A 13,400-nucleotide genomic window follows, 5' to 3' on the forward strand; every position below is an offset into this window, starting at 1 on the left:
ACGCAACAATGGCTAAGGTATTCGCAATCGCGAACCAGAAAGGTGGCGTGGGTAAAACCACCACCTGTATCAATCTCGCCGCATCGCTGGCTGCGACCAAGCGTCGTGTGCTGCTGATCGACCTCGATCCGCAGGGCAACGCCACCATGGGCAGCGGTGTCGACAAACATGAACTCGAGCACTCGGTCTACGACCTGCTGATCGGCGAATGCGACCTTGCCCAGGCCATGCACTACTCCGAGCACGGTGGCTTCCAGCTGCTGCCGGCCAACCGCGACCTGACCGCTGCGGAAGTGGTGCTGCTGGAAATGCAGGTCAAGGAGAGCCGCCTGCGCAATGCCCTGGCGCCGATCCGCGACAACTACGACTACATCCTCATCGACTGCCCACCGTCGCTGTCGATGCTGACGCTCAACGCGCTGGTTGCCTCCGATGGCGTGATCATCCCGATGCAGTGCGAGTACTACGCGCTGGAAGGTCTCAGTGACCTTGTGGATAACATCAAGCGGATTGCCGCTCGTCTGAATCCCGAGTTGAAGATCGAAGGCCTGCTGCGGACCATGTACGACCCGCGCCTGAGCCTGAACAACGATGTTTCGGCGCAGCTCAAGGAACATTTCGGCGAGCAGCTGTACGACACGGTGATTCCACGCAACATCCGCCTGGCCGAGGCGCCGAGCTTCGGCATGCCGGCGCTGGCGTACGACAAGCAATCGCGTGGCGCGCTCGCCTACCTGGCCCTGGCCGGGGAACTGGTGCGCCGTCAGCGCCGTCCATCACGCACTGCACAAACAACTTAAGGAATCCGTATGGCCGTCAAGAAACGGGGTCTCGGACGTGGGTTGGATGCACTGCTCAGTGGTCCTTCCGTCAGCGCGCTCGAAGAGCAGGCTGTGAAGATCGACCAGAAAGAACTGCAACACCTGCCGGTCGAGCTGATCCAGCGTGGTAAATACCAACCACGCCGCGACATGGATCCGGAAGCCCTGGAAGAACTCGCGCACTCGATCCGCACCCATGGCGTGATGCAACCGATCGTGGTCCGCCCGATCGATGGCAACCGCTACGAGATCATCGCCGGTGAGCGCCGCTGGCGCGCCACTCAGCAGGCTGGCCTGGACACTGTACCGGCGATGGTCCGCGAAGTGCCGGACGAAGCCGCCATCGCCATGGCGCTGATCGAAAACATCCAGCGCGAGGACCTCAACCCGCTGGAAGAGGCCCTGGCCCTGCAGCGCCTGCAGCAGGAGTTCGAGCTGACCCAGCAACAGGTGGCCGACGCCGTGGGCAAGTCGCGGGTGACCGTGGCCAATTTGCTGCGCCTGATCTCGCTGCCTGAAGCGATCAAGACCATGCTCGCCCACGGCGATCTGGAAATGGGCCACGCCCGTGCTTTGCTCGGCCTGGAAGAAAATCGTCAGGAAGAGGGGGCGCGTCATGTTGTCGCACGCGGCCTCACCGTGCGCCAAACCGAGGCACTGGTACGTCAGTGGCTCAGTGGCAAACCTGAGCCGGTCGAACCGAGCAAACCTGATCCGGATATCGAGCGCCTTGAACAGCGGCTCGCAGAGCGCCTGGGCTCCCCGGTGCAGATCCGCCACGGCAACAAGGGAAAAGGCCAGTTGGTTATTCGCTACAACTCGCTCGATGAGTTGCAAGGCGTGCTTGCTCACATCCGCTGAAACAATTCCCGTTGTAGCGCGCAGTCGGAAATCACTACCGAAGAGTTGAATAGGGGTTAATCCACCCCTATACTCTGCGCGCATTTTGTCGGCACAAATTATGCCAAGTCGATACTGACTTGTTGGTCGACTTCCGAGGAGCAGTTTTGATGGAAATCCGCACGCCAAACCGCCTGCCTTTCCATCGCTGGGCAGTTTTTCCGGTACTGTTGGCTCAATTTGTCGTACTGCTGCTGGCAACATTGGTGTTGTGGCAGTGGAAAGGTGCGGTCAGTGGATATTCAGGTCTCTGCGGAGGTTTGATTGCCTGGCTGCCCAATATGTATTTCGCCTGGAAGGCTTTTCGCTTCAGCGGAGCCCGGGCGGCGCAAGCCATCGTCAAGTCGTTCTACGCAGGCGAGGCTGGCAAGATGATTTTGACGGCAGTGCTGTTTGCACTGACCTTTGCAGGAGTGAAGCCATTGGCGCCGTTGGCAGTATTCGGCGTCTTCGTGCTGACCCTTATGGTCAGCTGGTTTGCGCCCCTGCTGATGAATAAAAGACATTCGAGACCTTAGGGCGTTTGAGGCAACCATGGCAGAAGAAACCGCTTCGGGTTATATCCAGCACCACTTGCAGAACCTGACCTATGGTCAATTACCAGACGGCAGCTGGGGCTTTGCCCATTCGGCTGCAGAAGCCAAGGCAATGGGCTTCTGGGCGTTCCACGTGGACACCCTGGGTTGGTCCGTCGCGCTGGGTCTGATCTTCCTGTTGATCTTCCGCATGGCGGCGAAGAAGGCGACTTCCGGCCAGCCTGGCGGCCTGCAGAACTTCGTCGAAGTGATGGTCGATTTCGTCAACGGCAGCGTGAAGGACTCCTTCCACGGCCGCAGCCCGGTGATCGCTCCGCTGGCGCTGACCATCTTCGTCTGGGTCTTCCTGATGAACGCCGTCGACCTGGTACCGGTCGACTGGATTCCTCAGCTGGCCATCCTGATCTCCGGTGACCCGCACATTCCGTTCCGCGCCGTGTCGACCACCGACCCGAACGCGACCCTGGCCATGGCCTTCTGCGTGTTCGCCCTGATCATCTTCTACAGCATCAAGGTCAAGGGCCTGGGCGGCTTCATCGGTGAGCTGACCCTGCACCCGTTCGGCAGCAAGAACATCTTCGTGCAGATCCTGCTGATCCCGGTGAACTTCCTGCTGGAATTCGTCACCCTGATCGCCAAGCCGATCTCGCTGGCACTGCGTCTGTTCGGCAACATGTACGCCGGCGAGCTGGTGTTCATCCTGATCGCCGTCATGTTCGGCTCCGGCCTGCTGTGGCTCAGCGGCCTGGGTGTGGTGCTGCAATGGGCGTGGGCTGTGTTCCACATCCTGATCATCACCCTGCAAGCTTTCATCTTCATGATGCTGACCATCGTCTACCTGTCGATGGCTCACGAAGATAACCATTAAGACCGCCTGGCGTGTCTGATAGCCTTCCCCGCTCGTTTGGGGGGAGGGCTTAAAAAGTCCGCAAGGGCAGCTGTTCCAAACGATTTGTTTTACCGCTTCAAACTAAAAACCTAACCAATACGACGTAAAAGTCGGGAGGAAAGATGGAAACTGTAGTTGGTCTGACCGCTATCGCTGTTGCTCTGCTGATCGGCCTGGGTGCTCTGGGTACCGCCATTGGTTTCGGCCTGCTGGGCGGCAAATTCCTGGAAGGTGCTGCTCGTCAGCCTGAGATGGTTCCAATGCTGCAGGTGAAAATGTTCATCGTTGCCGGTCTGCTCGACGCCGTAACCATGATCGGTGTTGGTATCGCTCTGTTCTTCACCTTCGCGAATCCGTTCGTTGGTCAGATCGCCGGCTAATCACTCGTCACCACGAGTTGATGGCTGTATGAATTAAGACCGAGCGAGGTGTTGGCGTGAACATTAATGCAACCCTGATTGGCCAATCCGTTGCTTTTCTGATTTTTGTACTCTTCTGCATGAAGTACGTATGGCCTCCGGTCATCACTGCTCTGCAAGAGCGTCAAAAGAAGATTGCCGACGGCTTGGACGCTGCCAACCGCGCAGCTCGCGACCTGGAGCTGGCCCAAGAGAAAGCGGGTCAGCAACTGCGTGAAGCTAAAGCACAGGCAGCCGAAATCATTGAGCAAAGCAAGAAACGCGCTGCTCAGCTTGTCGACGAAGCCCGTGAACAGGCCCGCGTCGAAGCTGACCGTGTGAAGGCTCAGGCTCTGGCCGAGATCGAACAGGAACTGAACAGCGCTAAAGACGCCCTGCGTGCCCAAGTGGGTGCCCTGGCCGTTGGCGGTGCTGAAAAGATCCTTGGCGCCACAATCGATCAAAACGCGCATGCGGAGCTGGTTAACAAACTGGCCGCTGAAATTTAAGCGAGGGCGATCATGGCAGAACTGACCACGTTGGCCCGACCTTACGCTAAGGCTGCCTTCGAGCATGCCCAGGCCCATCAGCAACTGGCCAATTGGTCAGCCATGCTCGGCCTGGCTGCTGCGGTGTCGCAAGACGACACCATGCAGCGCCTGCTCAAGGCCCCGCGACTGACGAGCGCAGAAAAGGCCGCCACGTTCATTGACGTGTGCGGTGACAAGTTCAATGCACAGGCACAGAATTTCATTCATGTTGCCGCGGAAAACGACCGTCTCCTGCTGTTGCCGGAGATCGCCGCTCTGTTCGACCTGTACAAGGCCGAGCAAGAGAAATCCGTGGACGTGGAAGTCACCAGTGCTTTTGCGTTGAACCAAGAACAGCAAGACAAACTCGCCAAGGTTCTCAGTGCACGGTTAGGCCAGGAAGTGCGCCTGCACGCGTCGGAGGATGCCAGCCTGATTGGCGGCGTCGTCATCCGCGCAGGTGACCTGGTTATCGATGGCTCTGTTCGCGGCAAAATCGCGAAACTGGCCGAAGCATTGAAATCTTGAGTTTGAAGGGGCAGCAGAGCAATGCAGCAACTCAATCCTTCCGAAATTAGTGAAATCATCAAGGGCCGCATCGACAACCTCGATGTGAGCTCCCAAGCCCGTAACGAAGGTACCGTTGTTTCGGTATCCGACGGTATCGTGCGGATCCACGGTCTGGCCGACGTCATGTACGGCGAAATGATCGAGTTCCCAGGCGGCGTCTACGGCATGGCCCTGAACCTGGAGCAAGACTCCGTAGGTGCAGTGATTCTGGGTGCCTATGACACCCTCGCCGAAGGCATGAGCGCCAAGTGCACCGGCCGCATCCTGGAGGTTCCGGTTGGTAAGGAACTGCTGGGCCGCGTCGTCGACGCGCTGGGCAACCCGATCGACGGCAAAGGTCCTCTGGGCAACACCCAGACCGACGCGGTCGAGAAAGTAGCTCCAGGCGTGATCTGGCGTAAGTCGGTAGACCAGCCTGTACAGACTGGCTACAAGTCCGTCGACGCCATGATCCCTGTCGGCCGTGGCCAGCGTGAGCTGATCATCGGTGACCGTCAGATCGGCAAGACCGCCATGGCCATCGACGCCATCATCAACCAGAAAGACTCCGGTATTTTCTGTGTTTATGTTGCTGTCGGCCAGAAGCGTTCGACCGTTGCCAACATCGTTCGCAAGCTGGAAGAAAACGGCGCCCTGGCCAACACCATCGTGGTGGTTGCCAGTGCTTCGGAATCCGCCGCACTGCAATTCCTGGCGCCATACGCCGGTTGCACCATGGGCGAGTTCTTCCGTGACCGCGGTGAAGACGCACTGATCGTTTACGATGACCTGTCCAAGCAGGCCGTTGCCTACCGTCAGATCTCCCTGCTGCTGCGCCGTCCACCAGGACGTGAAGCGTACCCAGGCGACGTGTTCTATCTCCACTCCCGTCTGCTGGAGCGTGCATCGCGCGTTTCCGAAGAGTACGTCGAGAAGTTCACCAACGGTGCTGTAACTGGCAAAACCGGTTCCCTGACCGCGCTGCCGATCATCGAAACCCAGGCTGGCGACGTTTCCGCGTTCGTTCCGACCAACGTGATCTCGATCACCGACGGTCAGATCTTCCTGGAATCGGCCATGTTCAACTCGGGCATCCGCCCTGCAGTGAACGCCGGTGTTTCGGTATCCCGCGTAGGTGGTGCCGCTCAGACCAAGATCATCAAGAAGCTGTCCGGTGGTATTCGTACCGCTCTGGCTCAGTACCGTGAACTGGCTGCATTCGCCCAGTTCGCTTCCGATCTGGACGAAGCGACCCGCAAGCAGCTGGAGCATGGTCAGCGCGTAACCGAGCTGATGAAGCAGAAGCAGTACGCGCCGATGTCCATCGCGGACATGGCTCTGTCGCTGTACGCCGCTGAGCGTGGTTTCCTGACTGACGTGGAAGTCTCCAAGGTCGGCAGCTTCGAACAAGCGCTGATCGCCTACTTCAACCGTGATCACGCCGAATTGCTGGCGAAGATCAACGTGAAGGGTGACTTCAACGACGAAATCGACGCAGGCCTGAAAGCCGGTATCGAGAAGTTCAAGGCCACCCAGACCTGGTAAGCCGCAGCGGGGGCCCTGGCCCCCGCTTGCTAACCTGATAGGTGATACATGGCAGGCGCAAAAGAGATTCGCAGTAAGATTGCGAGCATCAAAAGCACGCAAAAAATTACCAGCGCCATGGAGAAAGTGGCGGTCAGCAAGATGCGCAGAGCACAAATGCGCATGGCTGCTAGCCGTCCTTACGCGGAGCGTATCCGCCAGGTGATCGGTCATCTGGCCAACGCCAACCCGGAATACCGCCACCCGTTCATGATCGAGCGCCCTGTAAAGCGCGCCGGTTATATCGTGGTGAGCAGTGACCGTGGTCTGTGCGGTGGCTTGAATACCAACCTGTTCAAGGCCCTGGTCAAGGACATGAGCGCAAACCGCGAACAGGGCGTGGAAATCGACCTGTGCGTGATCGGCAGCAAGGGTGCGACTTTCTTCCGCATCTTTGGCGGCAACGTCGTAGCCGCGATCAGCCACTTGGGCGAAGAGCCATCGATCAACGATCTGATCGGCTCCGTCAAAGTGATGCTGGACGCCTACCTGGACGGCCGTATCGATCGCCTTTCGGTGGTTTCGAACAAGTTCATCAACACCATGACCCAACAACCGACGGTCGAGCAATTGGTACCGTTGGTGGCAACCCCGGATCAGGATCTCAAGCATCACTGGGACTACCTGTACGAACCCGACGCAAAAGAGCTGCTGGACGGCTTGATGGTGCGTTACGTGGAGTCGCAGGTATACCAGGCGGTGGTCGAGAACAACGCTGCTGAACAAGCGGCCCGGATGATCGCCATGAAGAACGCCACAGACAACGCCGGTGATTTGATCAAAGAGCTTCAGTTGATCTACAACAAGGCGCGTCAGGCTGCGATCACCCAGGAGATCTCGGAAATCGTCGGCGGCGCTGCCGCGGTTTAACGGTTCAAAAATTCAGAGGATCCAGCTATGAGTAGCGGACGTATCGTTCAAATCATCGGCGCCGTCATCGACGTGGAATTCCCACGTGACGTCGTGCCGAGTGTATACAACGCGCTGAAAGTACAAGGCGCGGAAACCACTCTGGAAGTTCAGCAGCAGCTGGGCGACGGCGTGGTTCGTACCATTGCGATGGGCTCGACCGAAGGCCTGAAGCGCGGTCTGGATGTTGTCGACACCGGTGCTGCCATTTCCGTTCCTGTTGGTAAGGCCACTCTGGGCCGTATCATGGACGTACTGGGCAACCCGATCGACGAAGCCGGCCCGATCGGTGAAGAAGAGCGTCGCGGTATCCACCAGCCAGCGCCTTCGTTCGCTGACCAGGCAGGCGGCAACGACCTGCTGGAAACCGGCATCAAGGTTATCGACCTGGTTTGCCCGTTCGCCAAGGGTGGTAAGGTTGGTCTGTTCGGTGGTGCCGGTGTCGGCAAGACCGTTAACATGATGGAACTGATCCGTAACATCGCCATGGAACACAGCGGTTACTCCGTGTTCGCTGGTGTGGGTGAGCGTACTCGTGAGGGTAACGACTTCTACCACGAGATGAAGGACTCCAACGTTCTCGACAAAGTAGCGCTGGTCTACGGTCAGATGAACGAGCCACCAGGAAACCGTCTGCGCGTAGCGCTGACCGGCCTGACCATGGCTGAGAAGTTCCGTGACGAAGGTAACGACGTTCTGCTGTTCGTCGACAACATCTATCGTTACACCCTGGCCGGTACCGAAGTATCCGCACTGCTGGGCCGTATGCCTTCGGCAGTAGGTTACCAGCCGACCCTGGCTGAAGAGATGGGCGTTCTGCAAGAGCGCATCACCTCCACCAAGGAAGGTTCGATCACCTCCGTTCAGGCCGTATACGTACCTGCGGACGACTTGACCGACCCGTCGCCAGCGACCACCTTCGCCCACTTGGACGCCACCGTCGTTCTGTCCCGTGACATCGCCTCCCTGGGTATCTACCCAGCGGTCGACCCACTGGACTCGACTTCGCGCCAGCTGGACCCGAACGTGATCGGCAACGAGCACTACGAGACTGCTCGTGGCGTTCAGTATGTTCTGCAGCGCTACAAAGAGCTGAAGGACATCATCGCGATTCTGGGTATGGACGAACTGTCCGAAAGCGACAAGCAACTGGTAGCCCGCGCTCGTAAGATCCAGCGCTTCCTGTCGCAGCCGTTCTTCGTGGCCGAAGTCTTCACCGGTTCGCCAGGCAAGTACGTTTCCCTGAAAGACACCATCGCTGGCTTCAGCGGCATCCTCAAAGGTGACTACGACCACCTGCCAGAACAAGCGTTCTACATGGTCGGCAGCATCGACGAAGCGATCGAGAAAGCCAAGAAACTGTAATTCCTGCGCCCCGCAAGGGGCGCTATCAGGTTGAGGCAAGCAGATGGCTATGACAGTCCATTGCGATATCGTCAGCGCGGAAGGAGAAATTTTCTCCGGTCTGGTCGAGATGGTGGTTGCGCACGGTAACCTGGGTGATCTTGGTATCGCTCCAGGCCACGCGCCGCTGATCACCAATCTGAAGCCAGGTCCGATCACGCTGACCAAGCAGGGTGGCGCACAAGAGGTGTTCTACATCTCTGGTGGTTTCCTCGAGGTTCAGCCGAACATGGTCAAGGTGCTTGCCGATACCGTGCAACGTGCTGCAGACCTGGATGAAGCGCAAGCTCAGGAAGCCCTCAAGGCTGCTGAGAACGCCCTGAATCTGAAAGGCGCGGACTTCGATTACGGCGCCGCCGCCGCACGTCTGGCCGAGGCCGCAGCTCAGCTGCGTACCGTCCAGCAAATGCGCAAAGGCAAGTAATCGGCCCGGCTGATCACTGCTGTTGCGATTGAGAAAAAGGGTAGCCTCGGCTACCCTTTTTCTTTTTCAAAATTCCCCTCGGTCATCTCACTGACCGCTCAGGATTGGTAGCCAGTCAATGTCGCTCGATATCGTAATTCTCGCCGCCGGCCAAGGTACGCGCATGCGCTCGGCGCTGCCCAAGGTGCTGCACCCGGTTGCCGGCAATTCCATGCTTGGCCATGTTATCCACAGCGCGCGCCAGCTCCAGCCGCAAGGGATCCATGTGGTGATCGGGCATGGCGCGGAGCAGGTGCGTGAGCGCCTGGCGGCCGACGACCTGAATTTCGTGATGCAGGATAAGCAACTCGGTACCGGTCATGCGGTTGCCCAGGCGCTGCCGGCCATTACCGGCGACACCGTGCTGGTACTGTATGGCGATGTTCCGTTGATCGAAGTGCAAACCCTGCAGCGTCTGCTGACCAAGGTCAGCGAACGGCAACTTGGCCTGCTTACCGTTAACCTGCAAGACCCAACCGGCTACGGCCGCATCGTGCGTGACGCCGAGGGCCAGGTGACCGCGATCGTCGAGCATAAGGATGCCAGTGAAGCGCAGAAGGCCATCAAGGAAGGCAATACCGGAATTTTGGCCCTGCCGGCCGCACGCCTGGCCGACTGGATGGGCCGGTTGTCGAACAACAACGCCCAAGGCGAGTATTACCTGACCGACGTCATCGCCATGGCTGTGGCCGATGGCCTGGTGGTTGCCACCGAGCAACCGCACGATCCGATGGAAGTGCAGGGCGCCAACGACCGTCGCCAGCTGTCTGAACTCGAACGCCACTACCAGCTGCGCGAAGGCCGTCGTCTGATGGCCCTGGGCGTGACGCTGCGTGACCCGGCGCGCTTCGACGTGCGCGGCGAGGTGACCGTTGGTCGCGATGTGCTGATCGATATCAACGTGGTCCTCGAAGGCAAGGTGGTTATCGAAGACGACGTGCAGATCGGCCCTAACTGCGTGATCAAGGACAGTACCCTGCGCAAGGGCGTTGTGATCAAGGCCAACAGCCATATCGAAGGCGCGGTGATGGGCGAGGGTAGCGATGCCGGCCCATTTGCTCGCTTGCGCCCGGGCAGCGTGCTCGACGCCAAGGCCCATGTGGGTAACTTCGTCGAACTGAAGAACGCCCACCTGGGCGAAGGCGCCAAGGCCGGTCACCTGACCTACCTGGGTGACGCCGAGATCGGCGCCCGCAGCAACATCGGTGCTGGCACCATCACCTGCAACTACGATGGCGCCAACAAGTTCAAGACCGTGATGGGCGAGGACGTATTCATCGGCTCGAACAACTCGCTGGTCGCGCCTGTGGAAATCAAGGCCGGTGCCACGACGGCTGCTGGTTCTACCATTACCCAAGTGGTCGATGCGGGTGATCTGGCCGTGGCTCGAGCCCGCCAACGCAATATTTCGGGCTGGAAGAGGCCTGAGAAAATCAAGAAGAGCTGAGTTATACACAGCTGTCGCAGCCGAAGCCGACTTGTGTGAATAAGTCGGCTTTTTTGTGGTTATGAATTATCCACAGGCCAATTTTCCGATTTGCGATCTTGACGCAATGTCCATCTTAGGTTTTGATTGCAATCATTATCTTTCGAATCGAAACTTATAAGCTCATGTCGAAACGTAACACGCCTCAACGTCGCCACAATATCCTGGCTTTGCTTAGCGAGCAGGGTGAAGTGAGTGTGGACGCCCTGGCCAAACGCTTCGAGACATCGGAAGTCACCATTCGCAAAGACCTTGCCGCACTTGAGGCCAATGGCCTGTTGTTGCGTCGCTACGGTGGTGCGGTGCCGGTGCCGCAGGAGATGTTGGGTGAACCTGCGGTACTGGTTTCCTCTTACAAGAAAGCCATCGCCCGCGCAGCGGTAGGCCGCATTCGCGAGCACGCCCGGATCATCATCGACAGCGGCAGCACCACTGCGGCCATGATCCCCGAGCTGGGCCGACAGCCGGGGCTGGTGGTGATGACCAATTCGCTGAATGTGGCCCGCGCCATCAGTGAGCTGGAGCATGAGCCGGTGCTGTTGATGACGGGTGGTACCTGGGATCCGCACTCCGAATCGTTCCAGGGCCAGGTGGCCGAGCAGGTACTACGCTCATACGATTTCGACCAGCTGTTCATTGGCGCAGATGGCATCGACCTCGACCGCGGCACCACCACCTTCAATGAATTGCTGGGCCTGAGCCGGGTCATGGCCGAGGTGGCCCGCGAAGTGATCGTGATGGTCGAGTCCGACAAGGTCGGGCGCAAGATCCCCAATCTTGAGCTGCCCTGGGGCAGTGTCACCACCCTTATTACCGACGAACGCCTGCCCAAGGCGGCACGCGAACATATTCAAGCCCGCGGCATCAATCTGATCTGTGCCGCGATCAGCCAGGAGCAATAACCATGTGTGGAATCGTAGGCGCCGTCGCCGAGCGCAACATCACCGCCATCCTGATCGAAGGCCTTAAACGTCTTGAGTACCGCGGCTACGACAGTGCAGGCCTGGCTGTTTACACCCAGCAGGGTGAACTGCAGCGCCGCCGCCGTATCGGCAAGGTTGCCGAACTGGAAGCCGCCAATGCCGCCGACCCGCTGGTCGGCCAACTGGGTATTGCCCACACCCGCTGGGCTACCCATGGCGCACCGACCGAAGGCAATGCACACCCGCATTTCTCCGGCAACGAAGTGGCAGTGGTGCACAACGGCATCATCGAAAACCACGAAGCGCTGCGTGACGAACTCAAAGGTCTGGGTTACGTGTTTGCCTCGCAGACCGACACCGAAGTCATCGTCCACCTGATCCACCACACCCTCAAGACCCTCCCGGATCTGGCCGAAGCCCTCAAGGCTGCGGTCAAGCGCCTGCACGGCGCCTATGGCCTGGCGCTGATCAGCGTGAAACAGCCGGATCGCCTGGTTGCCGCGCGCAGTGGCAGCCCGCTGGTGATCGGCCTTGGCCATGGCGAAAACTTCCTGGCGTCCGATCAATTGGCACTGCGCCAGGTCACCGACCGCTTCATGTACCTGGAGGAGGGCGACATCGCCGAAATCCGCCGGGACCAGGTGAAGATCTGGGACCAGGCCGGCAACCCTGTTCAGCGCGAGACCGTGCAGTACCACGAAGGTGCCGAGGCGGCTGACAAGGGCAACTATCGCCACTTCATGCTCAAGGAGATCCATGAGCAACCGTCGGTAGTGCAGCGCACCCTGGAAGGTCGTCTGGGCAAGGACCATGTGCTGGTGCAGGCTTTCGGCCCACAGGCCGCCGACCTGTTCGCCAAAGTCCGTAATGTGCAGATCGTCGCGTGCGGAACCAGCTACCACGCCGGCATGGTCGCCCGTTACTGGCTGGAGAGCCTGGCCGGCATCCCATGCCAGGTCGAAGTAGCCAGCGAGTTCCGCTACCGCAAGGTGGTGGTGCAGCCGGACACCTTGTTCGTCTCGATCTCCCAGTCCGGCGAGACCGCCGATACCCTGGCGGCCCTGCGCAACGCCAAGGAGCTGGGCTTCCTTGGCAGCCTGGCGATCTGCAACGTGGGTATCAGCTCGCTGGTGCGCGAGTCCGACCTGACCCTGTTGACCCTGGCCGGTCCGGAAATCGGCGTGGCCTCGACCAAGGCGTTCACCACCCAGCTGGTGTCGCTGATGCTGCTGACCCTGGCGCTGGGCCAGGTACGCGGCACCCTCGAGGCGGGCGTGGAAGCGGAGCTGGTCGAAGAGCTGCGCCGCCTGCCGGCTCGCCTAGGTGAAGCGCTGGCCATGGACCGTACCGTCGAGAAGGTCGCCGAGCTGTTCGCCGACAAGCACCACACCCTGTTCCTCGGCCGCGGCGCGCAGTACCCGGTGGCAATGGAAGGTGCGCTCAAGCTCAAGGAGATTTCCTACATCCACGCCGAAGCCTACCCGGCAGGTGAGCTCAAGCATGGCCCGCTGGCGCTTGTGGATAACGACATGCCAGTGGTGACCGTGGCGCCGAACAATGAGCTGCTGGAAAAGCTCAAGTCCAACCTGCAGGAAGTCCGCGCCCGTGGTGGTGAGTTGGTGGTGTTCGCCGATGAGCATGCCGGCATGAGCAACGGCGAAGGCACGCATGTGATCAAAGTGCCGCATATCGCCGATGCGCTGGCGCCGATTCTGTACACCGTTCCGCTGCAGTTGCTGTCGTATTACGTGGCAGTGCTCAAAGGTACGGATGTTGATCAGCCGCGTAACCTGGCGAAGTCGGTGACTGTGGAATAAAACACCGGCGTGTGCGGTTAACTATGGTTTCTGAGAATTAAAACTGTCGCACCGTGATAAAAACTTTCGCTGACGAAGGGAGCCTCAATCGGCTCCCTTCGTCATTGCGTTCCTCTTTCAGCTTGTTGCGCCCACTGCAACCCAGCGTCGACCCTCATTCATGCCTCTTCAAATTCAAACCGATGAATCGC

At 59.3% G+C, this 13,400-nt stretch carries 14 protein-coding genes; all 14 read left to right on the top strand.

Annotated elements, in window-relative coordinates:
* Window positions 1-8: 8 nt before the first annotated feature.
* Window positions 9-800, top strand: a complete 792-nt coding sequence (locus tag ACIPZF_RS24665) for a ParA family protein (protein ID WP_400804311.1) — start codon at window positions 9-11, stop codon at window positions 798-800.
* A gap of 9 nt (window positions 801-809) precedes the next feature.
* The gene (locus ACIPZF_RS24670; protein WP_400804313.1) at window positions 810-1,682 is read left to right on the top strand and encodes a ParB/RepB/Spo0J family partition protein; all 873 of its coding nucleotides are present in this window, start codon (window positions 810-812) and stop codon (window positions 1,680-1,682) included.
* Window positions 1,683-1,831: 149 nt separating this feature from the next.
* On the top strand, window positions 1,832-2,239 hold the full coding sequence (locus tag ACIPZF_RS24675; protein ID WP_400804314.1) for a F0F1 ATP synthase subunit I: 408 nt from the start codon (window positions 1,832-1,834) through the stop codon (window positions 2,237-2,239).
* A gap of 16 nt (window positions 2,240-2,255) precedes the next feature.
* On the top strand, window positions 2,256-3,125 hold the full coding sequence (gene atpB / locus ACIPZF_RS24680; RefSeq protein ID WP_400804317.1) for a F0F1 ATP synthase subunit A: 870 nt from the start codon (window positions 2,256-2,258) through the stop codon (window positions 3,123-3,125).
* A gap of 143 nt (window positions 3,126-3,268) precedes the next feature.
* Window positions 3,269-3,526: a F0F1 ATP synthase subunit C gene (atpE, locus tag ACIPZF_RS24685; RefSeq protein WP_003097235.1), complete on the top strand. Its 258-nt coding sequence runs from the start codon at window positions 3,269-3,271 to the stop codon at window positions 3,524-3,526.
* Window positions 3,527-3,582: 56 nt separating this feature from the next.
* Window positions 3,583-4,053: a F0F1 ATP synthase subunit B gene (locus tag ACIPZF_RS24690; protein WP_010955888.1), complete on the top strand. Its 471-nt coding sequence runs from the start codon at window positions 3,583-3,585 to the stop codon at window positions 4,051-4,053.
* A gap of 12 nt (window positions 4,054-4,065) precedes the next feature.
* The gene (locus ACIPZF_RS24695; protein ID WP_003253191.1) at window positions 4,066-4,602 is read left to right on the top strand and encodes a F0F1 ATP synthase subunit delta; all 537 of its coding nucleotides are present in this window, start codon (window positions 4,066-4,068) and stop codon (window positions 4,600-4,602) included.
* A 21-nt stretch (window positions 4,603-4,623) separates the two neighbouring features.
* Window positions 4,624-6,168, top strand: a complete 1,545-nt coding sequence (atpA, locus tag ACIPZF_RS24700; protein WP_400804319.1) for a F0F1 ATP synthase subunit alpha — start codon at window positions 4,624-4,626, stop codon at window positions 6,166-6,168.
* A gap of 48 nt (window positions 6,169-6,216) precedes the next feature.
* Entirely contained in the window at window positions 6,217-7,077 is an 861-nt protein-coding gene (atpG, locus tag ACIPZF_RS24705; protein ID WP_400804321.1) for a F0F1 ATP synthase subunit gamma, read from the top strand.
* Window positions 7,078-7,104: 27 nt separating this feature from the next.
* A complete protein-coding gene (gene atpD, locus ACIPZF_RS24710) occupies window positions 7,105-8,481 on the top strand; it encodes a F0F1 ATP synthase subunit beta (RefSeq protein ID WP_009684662.1) in 1,377 nt (458 codons plus the stop codon).
* Window positions 8,482-8,524: 43 nt separating this feature from the next.
* Complete coding sequence (locus ACIPZF_RS24715; protein WP_016489909.1) at window positions 8,525-8,944, top strand: F0F1 ATP synthase subunit epsilon; 420 nt, start codon at window positions 8,525-8,527, stop codon at window positions 8,942-8,944.
* A 118-nt stretch (window positions 8,945-9,062) separates the two neighbouring features.
* Complete coding sequence (gene glmU, locus ACIPZF_RS24720) at window positions 9,063-10,430, top strand: bifunctional UDP-N-acetylglucosamine diphosphorylase/glucosamine-1-phosphate N-acetyltransferase GlmU (protein WP_400804323.1); 1,368 nt, start codon at window positions 9,063-9,065, stop codon at window positions 10,428-10,430.
* A 164-nt stretch (window positions 10,431-10,594) separates the two neighbouring features.
* Entirely contained in the window at window positions 10,595-11,371 is a 777-nt protein-coding gene (locus ACIPZF_RS24725; RefSeq protein WP_400804324.1) for a DeoR/GlpR family DNA-binding transcription regulator, read from the top strand.
* A 2-nt stretch (window positions 11,372-11,373) separates the two neighbouring features.
* Window positions 11,374-13,209, top strand: a complete 1,836-nt coding sequence (gene glmS / locus ACIPZF_RS24730) for a glutamine--fructose-6-phosphate transaminase (isomerizing) (RefSeq protein WP_400804327.1) — start codon at window positions 11,374-11,376, stop codon at window positions 13,207-13,209.
* Window positions 13,210-13,400 lie beyond the last annotated feature (191 nt).

Source organism: Pseudomonas sp. NPDC089752 (assembly GCF_044748725.1).
Taxonomy (GTDB): Bacteria; Pseudomonadota; Gammaproteobacteria; order Pseudomonadales; family Pseudomonadaceae; genus Aquipseudomonas.